Raw genomic sequence first — 17,896 nt, 5'->3', positions numbered from 1 at the left:
ATGCTGCTTGAAATAGTAGCATTACAAGTCCCTAGTTCCTAAATTTTTGCATGAAATATTATTTACTTTTTTTTCTTATCGGAGTGCTACTTTTTACCGGTTGTACAGGCTCTCAAAAAGACCAGGAAGGAACTTTTATTGGAGGGCAAATTATGAATCCCTACAACCCTTATTTTATTCTCTCTAAAGATAATAAAACCATTGATACATTATTTTTAGATAAAAACAATCAGTTTGGGAGAAAGTTTAAAAATTTAGAACCCGGAATTTACACCTTTAAGCATCCCCCTGAGAACCAAATTATGTATTTGGAACCCGGAGATAGTGTATTGATCTGGTTAAATACTATGCAATTTGATGAATCGTTAAATTTTAGCGGTACCGGTGCTTCCAAAAGCAGCTTCCTTCTCGATTTGTTCCTTAACAATGAAAGGAGTAATAATATGATGCTTTCCTACTATAAAATCAATCCAGAGCAATTTGCCAGCTTAACAGATTCCATAAGGAAAACAAGAAAGAATAAGCTTAAAGCCTTAAACAAGGATGAAAAATTTTCTGAATCGTTTTTAGAACTCGCCAGTAATAGCATAGATTATGATTTCTATCATTTACGGGAACGCTATACTTTCCTGGTAAAAAAATATTATAACGAACTTGCTAAGCAAATCCCTGAAAATTTTCATAATTATCGTGAAGACCTCAACTTTAATAATGTTGAGTTGAAAGAATATTACGGGTACCTTAATTTTATCGAAGATTACTTAAGAACTCGATCTATTGAAAGATGTTTTGAAGAATTAAATACTAAATCCGATTGTTTTGAACTTCATTCAGTAGCTAATATTGGCTACCGGATTAATCTAGCCGATTCTTTAATCGAAAAAGATGAAATAAAAAATCTTTTTATTAACCGGCTTGCAGTCCAGGGTTTAATATTCTCTAATACGGTCACCAAAATTGACAGTGTGATTGGTATTTTAGAAAATATCGGATATAAAGGAAAAAATCTTCCAGATCTAAAGCAAATGGCAGCCATTCAAAAGAGCTTGTTGCCTGGAAACAATATTGGGGATTTAGACCTGGTAACCCTAGAAGACAAAATAGTCCGGTTAAAGGATATATCAAAGAAACCTATGGTGACCTATCACTGGTCTATGGAAGCACCTGAACATTACAAATGGCAACAAGCCATTATTTCTGACCTGCGGAAAAAATATCCTGAGCTGGAATTTGTAGGGATTAATATTGATGAAAATTCCAAACAGTCCTGGAAAAATACTGTAGAAATCTATGATATGGACAAAACAAGTGAATACAAATTGAACACCCCGAAAATCAATATGAATTTACTCAAAAATTACCTTAACAAATTGATATTCCTTGATTCTGATGGCAAAATAATAAACGGGGAAGCACAACTCAACACCCCTAATTTTGAAAGACAGATTCTAGAATTTCTAAATAAGTAAAAAAAGCTAAACTTTTAAAGAGTTTCATCCTAGCTGATTCTAACGGATAAGATACAGATTAAAATTCAAAGGGCATCTAGGCTCATCTTAATTATACCGGAACATATACACATAACCTGGTTTACCTGTAGCCCGGCTAAAGGTCCCCCTTCTTTAAATAGCATACATTGGGCTAGGGAATCAGCTGATGCTTTGTTATTTGCATACATAAAAATAGTATCTGAGCCCAGGATTTTGTGGTCATACCCTAAAAAAGTGAGGCGCTCTCATCTGGTGAATCTGCGAACTCAAAGTCCCACCCATCAGCAGAGGCCACGGGTGGGTATATTCACAAAAAATTTACTGGTTCCCTTTCTTATAATCGGCCAGGAATTTCTCTAAACCACTATCGGTCAGGGGATGTTTCAATAAGCCTTCAATAGAAGAAAGTGGTCCCGTCATTACGTCGGCTCCAAGTTTTGCACATTCCAATACATGCATCGTGTGACGTATAGAAGCGGCAAGGATTTCAGTTTCAAAACCGTAGTTATCATAAATCAGCCTAATATCTGCAATGAGATTTAAACCATCGGTAGAAATATCATCCAACCGACCGATGAAGGGCGAAACATAAGTTGCTCCTGCTTTAGCAGCCAGCAAAGCCTGACCAGCAGAAAAAACTAAAGTACAGTTGGTTTTAATTCCGTTATCACTAAAATATTTAATCGCTTTTATACCTTCTTTAATCATAGGAACTTTCACGATAATTTGTTCGTGCAGTTCTGCCAGTTCCTCACCCTCTCGGATAATTCCGTCAAAATCGGTAGCGATAACCTCAGCGCTCACATCTCCATCGACAATATCACAAATCGCTCTGTAATGTTTATAAATATTATCTTTCCCGGTAATACCTTCTTTGGCCATTAAAGACGGGTTAGTGGTTACGCCATCTAAAACACCAAGCTCCTGGGCTTCTCTAATCTGATCTAAATTGGCAGTATCAATAAAAAATTTCATATCCTTAAGTTGTTTGTTAATTTATGTGGGTAGCAAATTTATAATTTATAATGCTTTAGAAGCATTTTTTCATAGACTTTATCAGGTAATATTCGCTTTAAACCTACCGAGAATTTCTGAAGCGCCTCCCCGACTTTGTAATGTCCGCGGGGTTCTTTTTCCAGAATAATCCTATGGACGGCTTTGGCCATTAACAAGGGATCCTTCCCGGCATCAACATCTTGATCCATGAGCTTCAAAGTATTCCCATAGGGTTCCTTATAGGGTGAATCATCACGTACAGGTGCATGATAACGCCCAGCCGCAATATTTGTAGCAAAATCCCCAGGTGCCACATTTGTCATTTTAATATTAAAATCTTTTAATTCCATCCGAAAGGCTTCGGTTGTGAGTTCCAAAGCTCCCTTGGAAGCCGAATAAATTCCTCTGTATGGAAGCCCCATATAACCGGCGATAGAGGTAATATTTATGATTAAGCCTTTCTTTTGTTTCCTCATCTCTGGTAATACCGCTTTAATCACCTTTATCGGGCCAAAATAATTGGTTTCAAAAGCCTTAGCTATTTCTTCATCTGGAGTTTCTTCTATAGGCCCTGTTATACCCACGCCTGCATTATTGATTAGCACATCAATTTTACCTTCTTCAGTAATAACCTGTGCTATTGCAGCAGCAATAGTTTCTTTTTTGGTCACATCCAAAGCAAGCATTTTAAAAGGAGGATGTGTTATTTTGGAGGGGTTCCGACTGGTACCGTAAACTTTATAATTCTGTTCAGAAAGATACTCGCCTATAGATTTTCCAATTCCGGAAGAAGCTCCGGTAATAAGCACTATCTTTTGAGAGGAAGCATTTGTTTTCATAGGCTACAAAGATGCGATTATTTTAGAACCTTTTAGAAACAAAAAATGGCAAGCTCCCCACATCACACCGCTACGACCGCCTACCCTTGCTGCGTTCCCGCCCTGGGGGATTCAGCAGGAGCTGGTTGTGTGGGACTTGCCGCTGCAAATATACAATCTTTCCTACTTTGCGCAAGTATTTTTTAAAGTGAATTAAGTATTTTAGCCTAGTATTTAATGTGAAAAATCAATGAATAAATTTAAGTACCTGTTTCTGTTTGTATTAGGATTTTTATTTTTTTCCTGTGGCAGTAATTCTGATAAAAAATCTTCTTATTTTAAGTTAAAGACTGCTGGTAATAAGACCGAGTTTCAACTCGGTGAATCCATTGAAGGTTCAATTGAGAACCTGAAAGAACTTCAAATCGATTCCATTCAGCTTTATTTTCAGCAAGAATATCTTAAGACCTTAAAGGCGGAAACTTCTTTTTCGGTTCCTTTAAAAAACACAAAACTAGGACGTCAAAAATTAGAAGCTATCATATTTTACGAAGGAGAAACCGATACCATAAGTGACGATCTTAAAATCTACAACCATACAGCACCAAAAGCTTACACCTATAAAGTCGTCCAGGAATATCCACACGATAGTAAAGCTTACACCCAAGGCCTGGAGTTTTACAAAGACACTTTATATGAAAGTACCGGACAATACGGTAATTCTTCCCTGAGAAAACTCAACCTTGAAACTGGAGAAGTGCTCAATAAAATCAACCTGGAAGACACCTATTTTGGAGAGGGGCTTACCATTCTTAATGATAAGCTTTACCTGTTGACCTGGAGAGAAAAAGAAGGTTTGATCTATAATCTGGATACTTTTGAACAAATAGGCACATTTAGTTACAACCAGAGTAAAGAAGGATGGGGATTAACTAATGATGGTGAGTATCTTTATAAAAGTGACGGCACTGAAAAAATTTGGATTTTGGATGCAGAAACTCTTGCGGAAAAGGGCTTTATACAGGTAGCTACTAATAAGTCTATCAAAACAAAATTCAATGAATTGGAATGGGTTGAAGGAAAAATTTATGCCAATACATATCAGTTTCCCAGTGTAGCTATAATTAATCCAAACAATGGTGCGTTGGAAGGCGTTATTGATTTTAGAGGATTACGGGAACGCTTAACAAATCTTCCAGCTCTGGATACCCAAAACCACGTTTTAAACGGAATCGCTTATAACCCTCTTACCAAAAAACTCTATGTTACCGGAAAAAACTGGGATAAGATTTTTGAGGTAGAAATAATTGAAAAATAATGGCTTCCACTCCGGAAATATTTCAACAGAGTTTTTTAGTGCAACAGCGGCATTTAGATCAGCAAAACCACGTGAACAACGTACAGTATGTACAATGGGTTCAAGATGTTGCCAAAGCGCATTGGGAGGCCAGGGCAACCAAAAAACAAAACGAGCAGTACTTCTGGATAGTGGTAAAACACGAAATCAGTTATAAACAGCAGGCGTTTTTAGGTGACAAAATTTTATTGCAAACCTATGTGGGTGAAACTTCTCATGTAAAGTCTGTTCGACACGTTATCATTAAAAATGAAGAAACCGAAAAAGTATTGGTGGAAGCAAAAACCACCTGGGCTCTAATGGATCAGGTCACCAAAAAACCTACCAAGATTTCAGAGGAATTAAAACAGGTTTTCACACAATAATCAGAATTTACATCCTCTTTCAAAAAAAAAGCTTATTTGCAGTTTCCTACAAATAAGCTTTTAAAATAATGTTCCACATTTTCAGCATTACATTTTAAAAAGTGGTCTTCCTTTCATCATTGTTTTAACCTCCTGCTTTATGGTTTCGAGTTCGCTGTCATTATCAATATTGGTTATTACGCTTTCAATAAAGTCAACGATTTTCGGCATATCAGCCTCTAGAAGTCCGCGAGTGGTAATTGCAGCGGTTCCTATTCTAATTCCTGAGGTTACAAATGGTGATTTATCATCGAAAGGCACCATATTCTTATTTACCGTGATTTGAGCTTTACCTAAGGCCTCTTCGGCATCTTTTCCACTTACGTTTTTATTTCGAAGATCGATAAGCATCATATGATTATCGGTTCCACCGGAAATGACCTTATACCCTTTTTCTACAAAAGCCTCTGCCAGTTTAGCGGCATTCTTTTTCACCTGTACGGTATAATGCAAAAACTCATCGCTCAATGCCTCTCCAAAAGCAACCGCTTTTGCAGCGATAATATGTTCTAAAGGCCCTCCTTGATTTCCTGGGAAAATTCCACTATTGAGCAAGGTGGACATCTTTTTAAGCTTTCCATTTTTGAGCTTTTCTCCAAAAGGATTTTCAAAATCTTTGCCCATCATTATAATCCCACCCCTTGGTCCACGAAGGGTTTTATGGGTTGTGGAAGTCACAATATGGCAATAAGGCATGGGATCACTTATTAATCCTTTGGCGATAAGACCGGCGGGATGTGCGATATCTGCCATCAGGATTGCTCCAACATGATCAGCAATTTCTCTAAATCTCTTATAATCTATTTCCCTTGAATATGCCGATGCTCCGGCAATAATCATTTTAGGCTTTTCCTTTTCTGCAATTTCCGCAACCTGATCATAATCTATAAGCCCGGTTTCCTTATCTACCCCGTAAAAAACAGGATTGTAAAGTTTTCCCGAGAAATTCACCGGGGAACCATGAGTTAAATGACCTCCGTGGGAAAGATCAAATCCTAAAAATTTATCTCCAGGATTCAAACAGGTATGAAAAACAGCCGTATTGGCCTGTGAACCTGAATGGGGTTGCACATTAGCATATTCTGCATTAAACAATTCCTTAAGGCGGTCTATGGCCAGTTGTTCCACTTTATCTACCACCTCACATCCTCCGTAATAGCGCTTGCCAGGGTAACCCTCAGCATATTTATTGGTGAGGACAGAGCCTGCAGCTTGCAGTACTTGTTCACTTACAAAGTTTTCACTGGCAATTAACTCAAGTCCATTGAGTTGGCGTTCTTTTTCTTCCGCAATTAAATTAAAAATTTCGGTGTCTCGTTGCATTTCAAAAGTTTACGTTAAATATTCATCAAAAGTAAGAAATACATTCGGTTAATAACAGGAAAATAATATATTTGGATTCATTAGATTTCTTAATAAAAACAAAAATTCATATGCCTATTACAGCTAACGACCCAAATAGAAAAACCTGGTTGGAAACTTCGGAAAACACCGATTTCCCTATTCAGAATATTCCTTTTGGGGTATTCCTTACCCGGGACGATGTAATCACCATAGGTTCCCGTATTGGAGACTTTGCGATAGACCTTGGCGCATTGCACCAATTGGGCTATTTTGAAGGAATTCCGTTAACCGATGATATATTTTTACAGGATACCCTAAACGATTTTATTTCTGACGGAAAAAAGACCTGGCGTCTGGTTCGTAATCGAATTGCTGATATTTTCGATGTAAAGAATGCCAAATTAAGGGATAATGAAGAGCACAGAAGTCGTGTGCTTTTCACCCTGGATGAGATTGAGATGCAAATGCCGGTTCAGGTTGGGGATTATACCGATTTCTATTCGAGCAAGGAACACGCAACCAATGTAGGTACGATGTTTCGAGATCCTGATAACGCGCTCTTGCCAAACTGGCTGCACATCCCTGTTGGTTACCATGGAAGAAGTTCTTCGATAATTCCTAGTGGCATCCCGGTTCATCGCCCTCAGGGTCAAACAAAACCAAAAGATGCGGACACTCCTGTTTTTGGTCCATCTCAAAGAGTAGATTTTGAAGTTGAAATGGCTTTTATCACCACAGATGCAAATGTTTTAGGAGAGCCGATTCCAATTGAAGAGGCTGAAGAATATATCTTTGGGATGGTATTGTTTAATGACTGGAGTGCCAGAGATATCCAGACCTGGGAATATGTACCATTAGGACCTTTTTTAGCCAAGAATTTTGCTTCTTCTATTTCTCCCTGGATCGTTACTTTAGACGCCTTGGAACCTTTTAGAACTGAAAGCCCGAAACCTGAAATAGAATTATTGCCCTACCTTAGGAGCACCGGTAAGAAAAGCTTCGACATTCATCTTGAAGTTTCTCTTCAACCAGAAAACTCGGAAGAAACCCCGCTGGCAAAAACCAATTTCAAAAATATGTACTGGAATATGAGTCAGCAACTAGCCCATCATACGGTAAATGGATGTCCTGTTAATTCAGGGGATATGATGGCTTCGGGAACTATTTCAGGCAAAACTCCGGACAGCTATGGTTCTATGTTAGAACTTTCCTGGAAAGGAGAAAAGCCCATTAAACTCAAAGACGGTAGCCAGCGCAAATTTATTGAAGATTACGACACGGTAATTATGAGGGGCTATTGCCAAAGCAAAGGCAGAAGGATCGGTTTTGGTGAAGTAAGCAGCCAGTTACTGCCGGTTTTTGAACCTAAAAAGAAATAAAGCTATATTTTTATCAAAAAAAAAGGTTTTACTTTAATAAAAGCCTCACATATTTGAAATTGTGAGGCTTTTATTTTTTAGCGACAAGGTCAGGTACTTATTTTTACCTGCCTTTCTTATTGGTCTTCTCCTTCTGGGTCTGGTCCATAAATTCTCGCTCTTCCCGGGCTGAGGCTTTATCGCTTTTTGAAAGTTTTTTTTTATCTTTTTGTCTTCGTTTTCCTGCCTCTTCTTCCTTTTGTTTCAGATCACGAAACTCCTCTTTCTCCCTGTCTTTATCTTCCTGTTTTAAAGACTCCCAGTTTTCCTCAAGTTTTTTAATATCTTCCTTCTTAGCCATCACTATTTAGTTTATTGATTTTCTCACTTAAAAGATACAAAGGCAAATCCATCCTCCTTAAGCCGAGGTGTATTTTAACAGGAATTTATCTACTACCTGAGTTCCTTCAAATTAGCCGCGTCTATATCCTGATGGGATGCGTGATGCACTACCTTGTTATCCCTTAAAACGATTAATTGCGGACTTTCGTGTCTTACCCCTAGTTCATCGGCCACCGCATTAGATATATCCCGATACTTTACCAAATCCAGAAAATAGAGCTTGGTATTTTCACTATCCTCATATTGCTTTTCAAAATTTTTAAGTACCATGCGGCTAATACCACACCGGGTAGAATGCTTGAAAATACCAATTAACCTATCCTTTGATTCTTCTTTTGCAATGGTTATTTGATCTTTATCGGTTAAATCCGTCCACGGAAATTCAGTTGTTTCTTTGGTATCATCTCCATCACTCTTAAATATTTTATCTAATAATCCCATAGTTTATTTTCTTTCGTATAAAATTAATTCTTAATAAATTTAATATGCACCGCAATTCAAAACTAATTTTAAAAACTTTAACCCAAATGTCAATTTGACGTTAATTTTGAAGTAAAATCGGTCATTTTGTCTTAATTTTTTAATGGTATATCAATTGCTTTATTCTTTAAAAAATAATCGACTATGAATTTCAACAACTTTACCATAAAATCACAAGAGGCAATTCAGCAGGCACAACAACTTGCACAGGAACTGGGCCATCAGCAAATTGAGAACGAACATATTTTTAAGGCAATTAGTATTGTCGATGAAAATGTAGCTCCATTTTTGCTAAAAAAATTAAATATTAACGTTAATCTCTTTAACGATATTCTAGATAAAACCTTACAGAGTTTTCCAAAAGTTAGTGGTGGTGATATTATTCTTTCCCGTGAAGCAGGAAAAATGGTTAATGAGGCTTCAACGATTGCCAAAAAAATGAAAGATGAATATGTATCCATTGAACATCTTATTCTGGCTATTTTTAAATCCTCGAGTAAAGTCGCGCAAATATTAAAAGATCAGGGTGCCACTGAAAATTCACTGAAAGCTGCAATAGAAGAATTGCGCAAGGGGGACCGTGTTACTTCACAAAGTGCCGAAGAAACTTATAACGCCCTGGATAAATATGCCATCAATCTAAATCGGATGGCCGAAGAAGGAAAAATGGATCCTGTAATTGGCCGGGATGAGGAAATCAGGAGAATTCTACAAATTCTTTCTAGAAGAACAAAAAACAACCCTATGTTAGTTGGGGAACCCGGAACGGGGAAAACAGCGATCGCTGAAGGTTTGGCCCATAGGATTATTGCCGGTGATATTCCGGATAACCTCAAGAATAAAGTGATTTATAACCTGGATATGGGAGCACTTATTGCCGGGGCTAAATATAAAGGTGAGTTTGAGGAACGCCTTAAAGCGGTAATAAAAGAAGTAACCTCCAGCGATGGCAATATTGTTTTGTTTATAGATGAAATCCACACCCTGGTAGGCGCTGGTGGAGGACAGGGTGCCATGGATGCTGCCAATATTTTAAAACCGGCTCTGGCTCGTGGTGAACTGCGTGCAATTGGCGCCACTACTTTAGATGAGTATCAAAAATATTTTGAAAAAGATAAGGCCCTAGAAAGACGTTTTCAAAAAGTAATAGTGAATGAACCCGATACCGAAAGCGCAATTTCCATTCTAAGGGGAATTAAGGAAAAATATGAAACTCATCATAAGGTCCGAATCAAAGATGAAGCTATTATTGCTGCCGTAGAATTATCACAACGTTATATCACCAATCGTTTTTTACCTGATAAAGCTATAGACTTAATGGATGAAGCGGCTTCTAAACTACGAATGGAGATCAATTCAAAACCGGAAGAACTCGATGTTCTGGATAGAAGAATTATGCAGTTGGAGATCGAAATTGAAGCTATAAAACGGGAAAAAGACGAGAGCAAACTAAAAATGCTTCGTGCCGACCTGGCAAATATAAAAGAAGAAAGAAATGAACTACACGCACGCTGGCAGAATGAAAAAGGGGTAGTAGATAGTATTCAGAATTTAAAATCTGATATCGAAAACTTTAAACTGGAAGCCGAGCGAGCCGAACGTGAAGGTGACTATGGGAAAGTAGCAGAAATTCGTTATGGAAAAATAAAAGAAGCCCAGGAAAAACTTGAAGAATTACAAAAGACCGTTGCGGAAAATCAGAATGAAAAATCCCTTATTCAGGAAGAAGTTACCAACGAAGATATCGCAGACGTAGTAGCTAAATGGACCGGGATTCCGGTAACCAAGATGCTACAAAGTGATCGTGAGAAATTATTAATACTGGAAGACGAACTTCACAAACGAGTTGTTGGGCAGGAAGAAGCTATAATTGCCGTAAGTGATGCCGTAAGAAGAAGTCGGGCAGGTCTGCAGGATCAAAAAAGACCTATCGGTACATTCCTATTCCTGGGGACAACAGGCGTTGGAAAAACCGAGCTTGCAAAAGCACTGGCCGAATATTTATTCGATGATGAAGCCGCTATGACGCGTATTGATATGAGTGAATATCAAGAACGACATGCGGTGAGCCGTTTAGTCGGAGCACCTCCGGGATATGTTGGATATGATGAAGGAGGTCAGCTTACCGAAGCCGTGCGTAGAAAACCTTATTCGGTAATTCTTTTAGATGAAATTGAAAAGGCTCATCCTGATACGTTCAACATTTTACTACAGGTGCTGGATGAAGGAAGATTAACGGACAATAAAGGGCGTTTAGCAGATTTTAAAAATACCATTATCATTATGACCTCCAATATGGGAAGCCATATTATTCAGGATAAATATGAAAATGTGAAGGATCCTGATACGGCAATGGATTCAGCTAAAACTGAAGTTCTCGCCTTATTAAAACAAAGTGTAAGGCCGGAATTTATAAACAGGATAGATGATATTATCATGTTTAGTCCGTTAACCCAAAAAGATATCAAGAAAATAGTATCTCTTCAGCTCAAAGACGTGAAGAAAATGCTAGAGAAACAACATATTGTGCTGGATGCCACTGAGGAAGCAATCAGTTATCTGGCCGGTCGCGGATTTGATCCCCAATTCGGCGCAAGACCGGTAAAAAGAGTGGTTCAACGGGAGGTTTTAAATAAACTTTCCAAAGAAATTCTGGCCGGAACTATCAAAACCGATCATATTATTCTATTAGATGAGTTTGATGATGAATTGGTTTTCAGAAATGAAACCAACCCGGTAGAAACAGAATAAATTTAAATTTTCTTATAAAAAAGAGGCCGTCTAAAAATTAATTTAGACGGCCTTTTCTCTTTTTCACAGATAAGCATTACATCCTATCGATTTCCTTTTTTAGTTCTTCTTTGGTCTTCCCAGTTTTTTCCTGTAAACGACCTAGCATTTCATCAAACTTTCCTTCAGAATAAGTAGTATCATCATCGGTCACATCGCCATATTTCTGCTTAAATTGACCTTTTACTTGATTCCACTTTCCTTCTAACTGATCATTATTCATAATTATTGGTTTTAGGTGTTAATTATAAAGACCAAATTACAATATGACATCGGCTTAAACTCTCAATAAACTCCCATAATTCTCTTAAGGATTTGTTATTTTTGAACTTTAAAATCGGTTAATGAAAAAAATCTTAATATCGCTACTTTCTATTGGAATTTTAGGCTGTGCTACCACCAAAAAAATAGATGAATCAAATCTTGAACTCCGTTATTTGGACGATGTTATTATTCCCCAAAACTTAAAAATTGAAGGCACTAAAATCGGCGGACTATCAGCAATAGATTATCATAAAGGAATGTATTACCTGGTTTGTGACCAGGCCTCCCAGCCAAGAATTTACAAGGCTGAAATTCCATTGATTAATCGGTCCATAGATACGGTCATTATAAAGGATGTTATTGTGTTAAAGGACAATAATTTTTATACCCATCACACTCCGGATCTAGAAGGCATTCGAATTAATAAAAATGAACTGGTTATTTCTGCTGAAGGTTCCATACATAACAACAAACACCCATCGGTTTTCACTATTTCATCCGAAGGAGCTTTTCTTTCAGCTTATCAAATCCCGGAGTACTTTAAAGCCTCAGGAACACAAAAACCAAGGAATAACGGTGTGTTTGAAGGTTTGTCTGAAAGTTTTGACAAATCTGGCTACTGGGTCGCGACGGAACTTCCACTGGAACTGGACGGACCTAAACCAAAAATTTATCCTACAAAATCTCCGCTTAGGTTTACAAAACTTAATAAAAACACCCAAACTGCCCAAAGGCAATTCGTTTATACCCCGGATGGGATTTCAAAATTTCCTATCAACTGGTTTGCTATCAATGGGGTCACCGAAATTCTAGAATATGCCGAAGATAAATTCCTGGTTTTAGAACGCGCATACTCCGCTGGCTATGGTTCTAACGGAAATACTGTAAAGATTTTTGATGTAGATGCTTCCAAGGCCACCAATACCTTAAAAATGGAAAATCTAAGCAAAAACGAATATCAAAAGGCTTCTAAGCGATTGGTTTTCAACTTTAAATCGGTTAAGGAATTTCTTACCAAAAAAACCATAGATAATATTGAAGGAATGACATTTGGCCCTGATTTACCGAACGGAAAAAAATCTTTAATCCTCGTATCGGACGATAATTTTAGTAGCTTTAGCGATCAAATTACACAATTTATTCTCTTAGAACTGGAAATAAAGTAGATGATGAAGCCTTACTTTTTATTATTGAGCCTTATCCTTTTAACCTCTTGCAATTTTGGAGATCAGGAGCCAGAACAGATTATGAAAGACGCTAAGGATCCTGATAAAGACATTACCACCTATTACTTTATTCGACACGCTGAAAAAGATACCACAGATAAAATGGACAAAGATCCTGAATTAACTGATGTAGGAATTAAACGTGCAGAAAACTGGGTTAAAACCTTTAGAGATATCGATTTTGACCTTATTTATAGTTCGGATTATAAACGAACTATAAATACCGCTAAACCTATTGCCCGGGCCCAAAACAAAGAGATTAAATTTTACAATACCGAAAAGCTTAATGATAAAGATTTTCAAGAAAATACAAAAAATAAAACAGTGCTGATAGTGGGTCACAGCAACCTTAACCCGGAATGGGTGAACTATATTATAGGAAGGAAAAAATACGATGATTTGGATGAAAGCATTTACGGAAGTCTATTTATAGTGACTATTCATCCCGATAATTCCAGAACTTCAAAAGTTTTATATTTTGATTAAAAAAAGGTAGATCAAAAACTTAGTTGCTATTATAAATCATCAACCAAGTTTTCAAAATACCTCTTTAACTTAATCCTTGAATAAAAGCCTCCTATCCGTTGAGAATATTAATTGCTTTAGCGTTTACAAATTCTTTGAGTCCGAACCCACCATGTTCACGACCATAGCCTGAATTTTTCACTCCACCAAAAGGCATATTTGGTTGTGCTAAACCGAAAGAATTTATAAATACCATACCGGTATCAAAATGCTGGCTGGCAAGTTGTACAGCTTTATCCACATCCTCAGAGAAAATTCCCCCACCAAGGCCAAAGCGACTATCATTAGCAATTCTCATCGCATCTGTATCATCTTTAGCCTTTATTAAAGAAGCTACCGGGCCAAAAAGCTCATCATCGTAAGCAGGTTGTCCGGGCTTTACATTGGCCAAAACTGTAGCTGGATAATAAAACCCTTCTCCTTCCGGAATTTCACCACCACATAGAACAGCTGCACCTTTTTTAACACTGTCTTCCACCTGCTGGTGCAATTCTTCTCTTAAATCTTTTCTGGCCATAGGCCCTAGATCATTATCACTGTTGGTTGGGTCACCGGCTTTCAGGCTTTTCATTTTTTCAACAAAAGCTTCTTTAAACTGATCGTACAATTTTTCTACCACAATAAATCTTTTGGCAGCCACACAGGTTTCCCCATTGTTGTAAATTCTTCCCTGCACACACCATTTTACAGCTTTCTCCACATCAGCATCTTCTAAAACCATATAAGCATCATTAGAACCAAGTTCCAGCACTGTTTTTTTCAAATTTGCACCAGCTTTTTCACCAATAATTTTCCCAGCTCCGGGACTACCAGTTAAGGTTACACCACGAACCAACTCGTGTTCAATTATCGCATCCGATTGTTCGTGGTCTATTATAAGAACTTTAAAAAGGTCTTTCGGCAAACCTGCTTCCTGGAATATCTTTTCAATTAATAATCCTGAGCCGGTCACATTCGCAGCATGCTTTAAAAGAATACCGTTACCAGCCATAAGGTTAGCAATTGCATATCTTATAACTTGATATGCAGGAAAATTCCAGGGTTGGATACCGTAAATTACACCAAGTGGAGAATAAGTGATGATTCCGCGACCTCCGTCAGGCAACTCTCGTTCTTCATTTTTTAGATTTTCGGGACCATGGGCTGCCGTCCATTCACATATACCTGCGCAAAGATCAACTTCCTGTTCCCCTTGTTGAAGTAGTTTTCCCATTTCCGCAGTCATTAGCTTCACCAATGCATCTTTGTGCTCGGTTAGCTTCTGGCCAATTGCTTTAATAACTTCCGCTCTTTGTTCTGGGGATTTTTCGCGCCATTTTAAAAAGGCCTGGTGGCAGGCTTCCACGGCGTCTTTTGATTCCTGGTCCGTAAAATAATTATAAGTCTCTAAATCTTTACCCGTTGCTGGGTTCACTGTCTTCATTGTCTTTTCTTTCATAACTGTTTTTTTTTTGAAAATTAAAGTTATGAACTGATGCAGGAAATAAGGATTAAGGCCCTGTTAAAGCTTTTAAAAGACCGCGTTAATTATGAGGAATTAACAGATTAACCTAAGATTATTACGGGTTTTATTCTGGAATAGTTACTTCTATATTTTTATTTTCAATTTTTGAAAGTAATTCCAGTTGCCTGGCCTGGTAAAGATCGTCCAACTCCTGTAATGGAGTATCGAGGTTTTCGGTAAAATAATTTTCATAATCTACAAACCTGATTCCCTGAATTGTCCTTGGATTATAAGCTTTTCTAAAACGCAGCCCTCCCTCATTTACTTCAAAACTATAGGCCAGATAATCGACCTTGTAATTTCGTGTATTAATCCAGTATACATATACATCTTCGTGATCTGTCCCACCTCCTTTGGTATCAAAGGTCACTTTTATTTCATAATATTCCTGATTGTATATGCTGTCTATCCCTATTAATTTTTTGTTCACTGCGGCATCATTTAAACCAAAGGGCAAGTGGACAAAGTAATGTACTGAATTTACCGAATTCTTATAAAGGGTTTTTAAAGAATCAGGAAGTTGAACTATACTATCTCCGTAGTACCGTTTAAATCCCTGGTTACTTATCAAATCGCGGTACTGCTTTCCTGATGAATCTGCAAGAATTCGTTCTAACTCAAATTTTCCCTCTTTACGCCTACTCCTATAGTTCCCTTTTCTGAAGTCAAAACTAATTTCAGCATTTTCATAGCGTTCCCCTCCGGCATTTTCAATAGCCTTATCGATAATGTGCTGTGCGTTTTCTTGCTCTGTATTACAGGCAAAGATCAGCATTGTAATTAAAACTCCTAAAATGTAATTCTTCATCTAAATAATCAATATTAAAAGATTGCAAAGGTAGTTAAAAACCTAAATAAGCAATACCCACAAAACTCTTGACATTTTTAATCGATCCTATTTTAGCATAGGGCAATCAAAATAAAATTCGACCAGGAAAATACAAATTTGACCGCTATACTTTTTAAGATTTACGTACACGGATACGATAGTCAACACCAGGGTAAGTCACAAAACAATTGAGCACTCCGCACCTGGAAAGTCACTTTAGAACCTCTAAAAAACAATACTATTACCTTTTCTGAAAATCAAATGATTTAGATGAAAATGGCTCTTCTAATTTCTAAGGACTTTTTTGGTTGAAAGCCTGCTGGGAATGGATAAAAATGGAGAGGATGAAGAAATGGACCAAGGCTTTTCCCGGGAATAAATAAGAATTACTAAAAAAATAACCGCTAAATTGTTACGAATTCTGTAAATACAAAGGAAATCTCTATAAAGCTTCCTATTTTTGTTTCTTATGAAAAAGACCAGTAATACTATAAATATAAAGAATCGAAAGGCTCGGTTTGAATATGAAATCCTAGATAAGTACGTGGCTGGAATTAAACTGGCCGGTACCGAAATAAAAGCGATAAGGCAAGGAAAAGCTTCTATAGCCGAGAGTTTTTGTGAATTCCAGAATCACGAATTATTTGTGATCAACATGCACGTTGAAGAATATTCACACGCTACTCATTTCAATCATAATCCAAAAAGTGAACGTAAACTTTTACTTCAGCGCCGTGAATTGCGTAAACTGGAGAAAGAGGTAAAGAATTCGGGGCTTACAATTATCCCCTTACGCCTTTTTATCAATGACCGCGGACTGGCAAAAATGCAAATTTCACTTGCAAAGGGTAAAAAACTCTACGATAAACGGGATACTATTAAAGATCGCGAGAGCAAAAGAAAATTAGACAGGATCAAAAAAGAATACAAATAGTTCCTGGATGCAGCCGGCAAAACAGATTTTACCTTTAATAGTTTTTTCCCAATTTTGCTGCACCTCCCTTTGGTTTGCCGGGAATGCCGTAATGCCAGAATTAATCCTTAACTTTGATTTGAATGATAAAGCCATTGCGCATTTAACCTCGGCTGTTCAGTTCGGATTTATTTCAGGTACCCTAATCTTTGCTTTTTTAAGTCTCGCTGATAGAATTTCCCCATCCAAACTCTTTTTTATATCTGCTATTTTTGGGGCGATTTGTAATCTGGGAATTATTCTCGGAAACAACGACTTAAATACCTTACTCCTGCTACGTTTTCTTACCGGATTTTCCCTGGCCGGAATTTACCCGGTAGGCATGAAGATCGCTGCGGATTATTATGACAAAGGCCTAGGAAAATCACTGGGCTTTTTGGTAGGCGCCCTGGTGTTAGGCACTGCATTTCCCCATTTATTAAAAACTTTAACCGGGACAGAAGACCTGCCCTGGCGCTTTGTGATCATCGCAACGTCCATCTTTGCATGTATGGGCGGGCTTTTAATTTTTATATTTATTCCCGATGGGCCTTTTAGACAAGCAAAAACAAAGTTTAAAAGCATTGCTGTTTTTAGCGTTTTTAAAAATAAAAGTCTTCGTAGCGCAGCCTTTGGGTATTTTGGCCATATGTGGGAGTTGTACACTTTCTGGGCTTTTGTTCCCCTGATCCTAGCTGCTTATAAATTTTCTTTACCTCAAAGCAATTTTACTGTTCCATTTTGGTCATTCCTTATTATAGGGATCGGTGGTCTTTCCTGTATTATGGGCGGTTATATCTCTGAAATTGCAGGGGTAAAAAAAACCGCTGCGACAGCTTTATTGCTATCAGGTGTTTGTTGTATGATTTTTCCTTTTATCTTTCTACAGGATTCGACCGCGGTATTCCTTGCATTTATGAGTTTCTGGGGAATTATGGTCGTTGCAGATTCACCATTGTTTTCAACACTGGTTGCCATAAATGCACCCCCGAAAATTAAAGGCACGGCACTTACCATAGTAAATTCCATAGGTTTTGCTATTACTATTGGAAGTATTCAATTGACTACTTATTTGCATCAATTACAACCGGTTTATAGCCTGAGTTTACTGGCCATTGGACCAGCTTTGGGGTTATGGGGATTATTTCGGAAGTAAT

Annotated in this window: 17 protein-coding genes and 1 other RNA gene; 9 read left to right on the top strand and 9 right to left on the bottom strand. The window is 37.6% G+C overall.

Features of this window, described 5'->3' with window-relative positions; all coding sequences use genetic code 11:
• Positions 1-50: 50 nt before the first annotated feature.
• On the top strand, positions 51-1,469 hold the full coding sequence (locus DET49_RS07645) for a hypothetical protein (RefSeq protein WP_133547507.1): 1,419 nt from the start codon (positions 51-53) through the stop codon (positions 1,467-1,469).
• Positions 1,470-1,808: 339 nt separating this feature from the next.
• On the opposite strand, the gene fsa is transcribed toward DET49_RS07645, so the two are convergent.
• The 3 genes from fsa to ffs form a co-directional block, all read right to left on the bottom strand.
• Positions 1,809-2,465: a fructose-6-phosphate aldolase gene (gene fsa, locus DET49_RS07640; protein ID WP_133547506.1), complete on the bottom strand. Its 657-nt coding sequence runs from the start codon at positions 2,463-2,465 to the stop codon at positions 1,809-1,811.
• Between the two features lie 38 nt (positions 2,466-2,503).
• Positions 2,504-3,325: an SDR family oxidoreductase gene (locus tag DET49_RS07635; RefSeq protein ID WP_133547505.1), complete on the bottom strand. Its 822-nt coding sequence runs from the start codon at positions 3,323-3,325 to the stop codon at positions 2,504-2,506.
• Between the two features lie 43 nt (positions 3,326-3,368).
• Positions 3,369-3,467, bottom strand: an RNA gene (gene ffs, locus DET49_RS07630) — signal recognition particle sRNA small type.
• A gap of 87 nt (positions 3,468-3,554) precedes the next feature.
• On the opposite strand from ffs, the gene DET49_RS07625 reads away from it, so the two are divergent.
• Complete coding sequence (locus tag DET49_RS07625; protein WP_133547504.1) at positions 3,555-4,622, top strand: glutaminyl-peptide cyclotransferase; 1,068 nt, start codon at positions 3,555-3,557, stop codon at positions 4,620-4,622.
• Positions 4,622-5,026 carry an acyl-CoA thioesterase gene (locus DET49_RS07620; RefSeq protein ID WP_133547503.1) on the top strand — a complete coding sequence of 135 codons (405 nt, stop codon included), beginning with the start codon at positions 4,622-4,624 and terminating at the stop codon, positions 5,024-5,026. Before DET49_RS07625 ends, DET49_RS07620 begins: the two co-directional genes overlap by 1 nt.
• 87 nt (positions 5,027-5,113) lie before the next feature.
• Here the strand turns inward: DET49_RS07620 and glyA are convergent, their stop codons facing one another.
• Entirely contained in the window at positions 5,114-6,388 is a 1,275-nt protein-coding gene (gene glyA, locus DET49_RS07615; RefSeq protein WP_133547502.1) for a serine hydroxymethyltransferase, read from the bottom strand.
• A gap of 110 nt (positions 6,389-6,498) precedes the next feature.
• On the opposite strand from glyA, the gene fahA reads away from it, so the two are divergent.
• Entirely contained in the window at positions 6,499-7,788 is a 1,290-nt protein-coding gene (gene fahA, locus DET49_RS07610; RefSeq protein WP_133547501.1) for a fumarylacetoacetase, read from the top strand.
• Positions 7,789-7,891: 103 nt separating this feature from the next.
• On the opposite strand, the gene DET49_RS07605 is transcribed toward fahA, so the two are convergent.
• Positions 7,892-8,128, bottom strand: coding sequence for a hypothetical protein (locus DET49_RS07605; protein WP_133547500.1), 237 nt, complete (start codon positions 8,126-8,128; stop codon positions 7,892-7,894).
• Positions 8,129-8,220: 92 nt separating this feature from the next.
• Complete coding sequence (gene ytxJ / locus DET49_RS07600) at positions 8,221-8,610, bottom strand: bacillithiol system redox-active protein YtxJ (protein ID WP_133547499.1); 390 nt, start codon at positions 8,608-8,610, stop codon at positions 8,221-8,223.
• Between the two features lie 183 nt (positions 8,611-8,793).
• Between ytxJ and clpB the strand changes: the two genes are divergently transcribed.
• A complete protein-coding gene (clpB, locus tag DET49_RS07595; protein ID WP_133547498.1) occupies positions 8,794-11,400 on the top strand; it encodes an ATP-dependent chaperone ClpB in 2,607 nt (868 codons plus the stop codon).
• A gap of 76 nt (positions 11,401-11,476) precedes the next feature.
• On the opposite strand, the gene DET49_RS07590 is transcribed toward clpB, so the two are convergent.
• A complete protein-coding gene (locus DET49_RS07590; RefSeq protein WP_133547497.1) occupies positions 11,477-11,662 on the bottom strand; it encodes a CsbD family protein in 186 nt (61 codons plus the stop codon).
• Between the two features lie 121 nt (positions 11,663-11,783).
• Between DET49_RS07590 and DET49_RS07585 the strand changes: the two genes are divergently transcribed.
• Together DET49_RS07585 and DET49_RS07580 are read left to right on the top strand one after the other, a co-directional pair.
• Complete coding sequence (locus tag DET49_RS07585) at positions 11,784-12,869, top strand: esterase-like activity of phytase family protein (protein ID WP_133547496.1); 1,086 nt, start codon at positions 11,784-11,786, stop codon at positions 12,867-12,869.
• Positions 12,870-13,415: a phosphoglycerate mutase family protein gene (locus DET49_RS07580; protein ID WP_243729575.1), complete on the top strand. Its 546-nt coding sequence runs from the start codon at positions 12,870-12,872 to the stop codon at positions 13,413-13,415.
• A 91-nt stretch (positions 13,416-13,506) separates the two neighbouring features.
• Here DET49_RS07580 and DET49_RS07575 read toward each other — a convergent pair whose 3' ends face one another.
• Together DET49_RS07575 and DET49_RS07570 are read right to left on the bottom strand one after the other, a co-directional pair.
• Entirely contained in the window at positions 13,507-14,892 is a 1,386-nt protein-coding gene (locus tag DET49_RS07575) for an NAD-dependent succinate-semialdehyde dehydrogenase (RefSeq protein WP_133547495.1), read from the bottom strand.
• Between the two features lie 130 nt (positions 14,893-15,022).
• Positions 15,023-15,766 (bottom strand): DUF6503 family protein, encoded by a 744-nt coding sequence (locus DET49_RS07570; protein WP_133547494.1) that lies wholly within the window; start codon positions 15,764-15,766, stop codon positions 15,023-15,025.
• A gap of 490 nt (positions 15,767-16,256) precedes the next feature.
• On the opposite strand from DET49_RS07570, the gene smpB reads away from it, so the two are divergent.
• Positions 16,257-16,721: an SsrA-binding protein SmpB gene (gene smpB / locus DET49_RS07565; RefSeq protein WP_133547493.1), complete on the top strand. Its 465-nt coding sequence runs from the start codon at positions 16,257-16,259 to the stop codon at positions 16,719-16,721.
• Positions 16,722-16,728: 7 nt separating this feature from the next.
• Complete coding sequence (locus DET49_RS07560; RefSeq protein ID WP_133547492.1) at positions 16,729-17,895, top strand: MFS transporter; 1,167 nt, start codon at positions 16,729-16,731, stop codon at positions 17,893-17,895.
• Position 17,896: the final 1 nt, after the last annotated feature.

Source organism: Salegentibacter sp. 24 (assembly GCF_004362395.1).
In the GTDB taxonomy this organism is placed as follows: Bacteria; Bacteroidota; Bacteroidia; order Flavobacteriales; family Flavobacteriaceae; genus Salegentibacter.
This window is presented reverse-complemented; position numbering and strand designations above follow the sequence as displayed.

Coding starts and splice junctions, on each gene's coding strand:
- smpB (WP_133547493.1), top strand. CDS start 16,257: ATGAAAAAGACCAGTAATACTATAAATATAAAGAATCGAAAGGCTCGG.
- DET49_RS07645 (WP_133547507.1), top strand. CDS start 51: ATGAAATATTATTTACTTTTTTTTCTTATCGGAGTGCTACTTTTTACC.
- DET49_RS07590 (WP_133547497.1), bottom strand. CDS start 11,662: ATGAATAATGATCAGTTAGAAGGAAAGTGGAATCAAGTAAAAGGTCAA.
- DET49_RS07580 (WP_243729575.1), top strand. CDS start 12,870: ATGATGAAGCCTTACTTTTTATTATTGAGCCTTATCCTTTTAACCTCT.
- DET49_RS07635 (WP_133547505.1), bottom strand. CDS start 3,325: ATGAAAACAAATGCTTCCTCTCAAAAGATAGTGCTTATTACCGGAGCT.
- fsa (WP_133547506.1), bottom strand. CDS start 2,465: ATGAAATTTTTTATTGATACTGCCAATTTAGATCAGATTAGAGAAGCC.
- DET49_RS07585 (WP_133547496.1), top strand. CDS start 11,784: ATGAAAAAAATCTTAATATCGCTACTTTCTATTGGAATTTTAGGCTGT.
- fahA (WP_133547501.1), top strand. CDS start 6,499: ATGCCTATTACAGCTAACGACCCAAATAGAAAAACCTGGTTGGAAACT.
- DET49_RS07625 (WP_133547504.1), top strand. CDS start 3,555: ATGAATAAATTTAAGTACCTGTTTCTGTTTGTATTAGGATTTTTATTT.
- DET49_RS07620 (WP_133547503.1), top strand. CDS start 4,622: ATGGCTTCCACTCCGGAAATATTTCAACAGAGTTTTTTAGTGCAACAG.
- DET49_RS07570 (WP_133547494.1), bottom strand. CDS start 15,766: ATGAAGAATTACATTTTAGGAGTTTTAATTACAATGCTGATCTTTGCC.
- ytxJ (WP_133547499.1), bottom strand. CDS start 8,610: ATGGGATTATTAGATAAAATATTTAAGAGTGATGGAGATGATACCAAA.
- DET49_RS07560 (WP_133547492.1), top strand. CDS start 16,729: ATGCAGCCGGCAAAACAGATTTTACCTTTAATAGTTTTTTCCCAATTT.
- DET49_RS07575 (WP_133547495.1), bottom strand. CDS start 14,892: ATGAAAGAAAAGACAATGAAGACAGTGAACCCAGCAACGGGTAAAGAT.
- DET49_RS07605 (WP_133547500.1), bottom strand. CDS start 8,128: ATGGCTAAGAAGGAAGATATTAAAAAACTTGAGGAAAACTGGGAGTCT.
- glyA (WP_133547502.1), bottom strand. CDS start 6,388: ATGCAACGAGACACCGAAATTTTTAATTTAATTGCGGAAGAAAAAGAA.
- clpB (WP_133547498.1), top strand. CDS start 8,794: ATGAATTTCAACAACTTTACCATAAAATCACAAGAGGCAATTCAGCAG.